At 75.1% G+C, this 2936-nt stretch carries 3 protein-coding genes; 2 read left to right on the top strand and 1 reads right to left on the bottom strand.

The genetic code is table 11. The features are described 5' to 3' along the window. Positions 1-318: 318 nt before the first annotated feature. Positions 319-1566, top strand: coding sequence for a cytochrome P450 (locus AB0K09_RS31890; protein WP_366068876.1), 1248 nt, complete (start codon positions 319-321; stop codon positions 1564-1566). Between the two features lie 10 nt (positions 1567-1576). Next, entirely contained in the window at positions 1577-2515 is a 939-nt protein-coding gene (locus tag AB0K09_RS31885) for an isocyanide synthase family protein (protein ID WP_366068875.1), read from the top strand. Between the two features lie 56 nt (positions 2516-2571). On the opposite strand, the gene AB0K09_RS31880 is transcribed toward AB0K09_RS31885, so the two are convergent. Next, positions 2572-2936 (bottom strand): ABC transporter ATP-binding protein (locus AB0K09_RS31880; RefSeq protein ID WP_366068874.1); only part of this gene is annotated, 365 nt, incomplete at its 5' end.

Raw genomic sequence — 2936 nt, 5'->3', positions numbered from 1 at the left:
GAAGAGCGCGGCCAGCAACAGGAGGAAGCCGGCCAGAGCGGCGTACGGAGGGGACGGGGGGCGTGCTGCACGTGCGGTCATCGCCGCATCGTGACACGGCGCGGACCCGTGCCCGGCCTCTTCGCGCGTTTCCCCGCGCGTGAGGATTGTCCCTTTCGCGCGCGGGAACCAGCCGGATCCGCGGACCGACTACCCAGGGATCCCACGGATCACCGGAGCGAGGACGCGACACGCGAACCCCGGGCGAATCACCGGGAACCCGGCCCCCGGGCCGTACGACTCCTCAAGGGTCCACCGACTTCCCCGAGGAGCCCCGCCGTGTCGCTGCCCGACCCCGTACCCCTCTACGGCCCCGCCTACAAGCGCGATCCCTATCCGCTGTACGCGCGGATGCGCGAGGCGGGGCCCGTCCACCGGGTGCGCTTCCCCAGCGGCGTCACCGCCTGGCTGGTGACCGGGCACGCCGCCGCCCAGCGCACGCTCGCCGACCCCCGCCTCGGCAAGAACCACGCGCTCGGCAACGACCGCTGGCGCGAGCGCGCCTCGATCATGCCCGAGCCGCAGCACTCCCAGCTCCAGGTGCACCTGCTGCACCAGGACGCGCCGAAGCACACGGCCATGCGCCGCCTGATCACCGACGCGTTCGCACCGCGCCGCGTCGAGGCGCTGCGGCCGCGCTTCCAGGAGATGGCGGACGCGCTCCTCGACGCGCTGCCCGAGGAGGGGCAGACCGCCGAGCTCGTGGGCTGCTTCGCCGCCCGCTTCCCCTTCCAGGTCCTCGCCGAGGTCATCGGGCTGCCCCCGCACCTCGCCGCCCGCTTCCGTCGCGAATGGGGCGGGGTCGTGGCGCCCGTCGGCCCCACCGACCCCCGGCGGCCCGCGTACGAGGCGCTGCTGCGCGGACTCCAGGGCTACATCGCCGAGGTGGTCGCCGACCGGCGGGCCGCGCCCGGCGACGGGCTGCTCAGCCGGCTGGTCGCCGCCCGCGACGAGGGCGAGCTGAGCCCGGAGGAACTGGACTCCATGATCTTCCAGTTGCTGGTCGCCGGGCAGGAGCCGGTCACCAACCAGATCACCACCGCCCTCGTGGCCCTCGTGCGCCACCCCGAGGCGCTGGAGCGGCTGCGCGCCGAGCCGGAGCTCATGCCGCGCGCCGTGGAGGAACTGCTCCGTCTGGACAGCGCCTTCGAGCTCACCACCTGGCGCTTCCTCGCCGAGGACGCCGACCTGCACGGCACCCGCGTCCCGGCCGGTGACTCGGTCATCGTCTCCCTGTGCGCGGCCAACCGGGACCCCGAGCGCTTCCCGGACCCCGACACGCTCGATCTGGACCGGGACCAGGGACCGCACCTGGCCTTCGGCCACGGCGTCCACTTCTGCCCCGGCGCCGCGCTCGCCCGTATCGAACTCCAGGTCGCCCTGGCGACCCTGCTCCGCCGGCTGCCCGGACTGCGGCTCGCCGTGCCCGACGAGGAGCTCGCCTGGATCCCGGCCGTCCTCGGCCGCGGCGTCGGCGAACTGCCCGTCGCCTTCGACCCGCCCGTCTGCCCCCGCCACCGTGGATGAGTCCCGCCTGATGTCCTCGACCCTCACCCTGGGCACCTCCGTCGAAGCCCGCGTCCTCGGGCTCCTGCTGCCCCACCACCGCACCCCCGGCGCGGCCGGCCCCGGCCCCGCCGAGCACCCCGAGCAGCTCGCGCAGATACGGGAGTTCACGGACGCCGGCCGGCCGGTGGTCTTCACCCTCCCCGGCTTCCCCTGCAAGTCCCCCAACCCCGCCAAGGTCCTCGGCCATCTTCCCGACGAGGGCGAGCGCCTCTCGCTCACCTTCCTCGACCGGCTCTGCGCCCGCATAGGCGAGGTCTACGCGCCCGGGGCGCGCCTGGTCATCTGCTCCGACGGCCACATCTTCGGCGACGTCATCGGCGTCCCCGACGCGCACGTCGACGCCTACATGGACGAACTGCGCGCCATGATCCGGCGGGAGGGCCTGACCCACCTGGAGACCTTCGACCTGCGCGACGTCCACGGCGACCTGGACCACGACACCAAGCGCCGCCTCGTCACCGCCGCCCACGCCCCCTCCCGCGACGCACTGCGCGCCCAGGTGCGCACCGACGAGGAGACCGCCCGCCTCTACCGGGGCATCACCCGCTTCCTCGTCGAGGACACCGCGGACCACGACGGCACCCGCTCCGCCCTGCAACGCGCCTGCCGGTCCCGCGCCTACGACGTGATCGCCCGCAGCCGGGCCTGGGGCGCGCTCATCGCCCGCTGCCACCCCCGGTCCGTACGGCTGTCCATCCACCCGCAGCCGCCGGGCGCGCGGAAGTTCGGCATCCGGCTGCTGGACTCCGCCGACGTCTGGGCCACGCCCTGGCACACGGCCGTCCTGCGGGACCGCGGGGGAGCCGCGCGGCTGATGCGGCGCGCGGAGGCGGAGCGGCTGGGGCGCCTGGTGTGGCGCGACGGGCGCCCCAGCCACTTCCTGGAGACCGGCGTGGCCACCGGTTGACGGCCGAGGCCGGCTCGGTACCGCCGGCCCCGGCGGACCGGTGACCCCGCCGCCGGTCACCCCGGCGGCGGGCCGCTCGCCGTCGCCGCGGGACGGGACGCGGACGCCGGGCCCCCGGCGGGAGCCCGGTGGTCGAAGGCGATCAGCGGATCGCCCGTCAGCGGATGGTCCACCACCGCCGCCCGTACGCCGAAGACCTCGGCCATCAGCCCGGGCGTGAGCACCTCGCGCGGCGGGCCGGAGGCGACCACCGTGCCCGCGTGCAGGATGTGCAGCCGGTCGCAGACCGACGCGGCCGCGTTCAGGTCGTGCAGCGCCAGCAGCGTCGTACGGCGCTGGGCGCGCAGCAGGGCGAGCAGTTCGATCTGGTGGCGGATGTCGAGGTGGTTCGTCGGCTCGTCCAGCACCAGCACCTTCGGGT

The sequence above is a fragment of the Streptomyces sp. NPDC049577 genome, assembly GCF_040675635.1.
Taxonomy (GTDB): Bacteria; Actinomycetota; Actinomycetes; order Streptomycetales; family Streptomycetaceae; genus Streptomyces.
The sequence above is the reverse complement of the archived record's forward strand: the minus strand, read 5'-3'. Positions and strand labels throughout refer to the sequence as shown.